This window comes from Sulfoacidibacillus ferrooxidans (genome assembly GCF_022606465.1).
Taxonomy (GTDB): domain Bacteria; phylum Bacillota; class Bacilli; order Alicyclobacillales; family SLC66; genus Sulfoacidibacillus; species Sulfoacidibacillus ferrooxidans.
Window position 1 is genome coordinate 1 of sequence record NZ_JALBUF010000118.1, and the last position, 308, is coordinate 308.

Genomic DNA, 308 nt, shown 5'->3' on the forward strand with positions numbered 1-308 from the left:
TGGCAACGACCTACTCTCCCAGGACCCTGCGGTCCAAGTACCATCGGCGCTGGAGGGCTTAACCTTCGTGTTCGGGATGGGTACGGGTGTGTCCCCTCCGCCATCATCACCAGACGCTGCATGCTCCCCACAGAAGCCTAACCGCTGCTTCTCTGTTCGTCATGCTCTGAAGCTTCCCTTACGGGTTCCTTCACAACTAGAGGTGAACTACGTGTCGTTCTCTTGTTGAGGATAAGCCCTCGACCGATTCGTATCCGTCTGCTCCACATGTCGCCATGCTTCCACACCGGACCGATCTACCTTGTGTT

Annotated in this window: 1 rRNA gene; it reads right to left on the reverse strand. The window is 56.5% G+C overall.

The annotated features are described in order from the left end of the window. Nucleotides 1–114: ribosomal RNA gene (gene rrf / locus MM817_RS16640) — 5S ribosomal RNA — on the reverse strand; the annotation flags it as partial. Between the last annotated feature and the right edge of the window lie 194 nt (nt 115–308).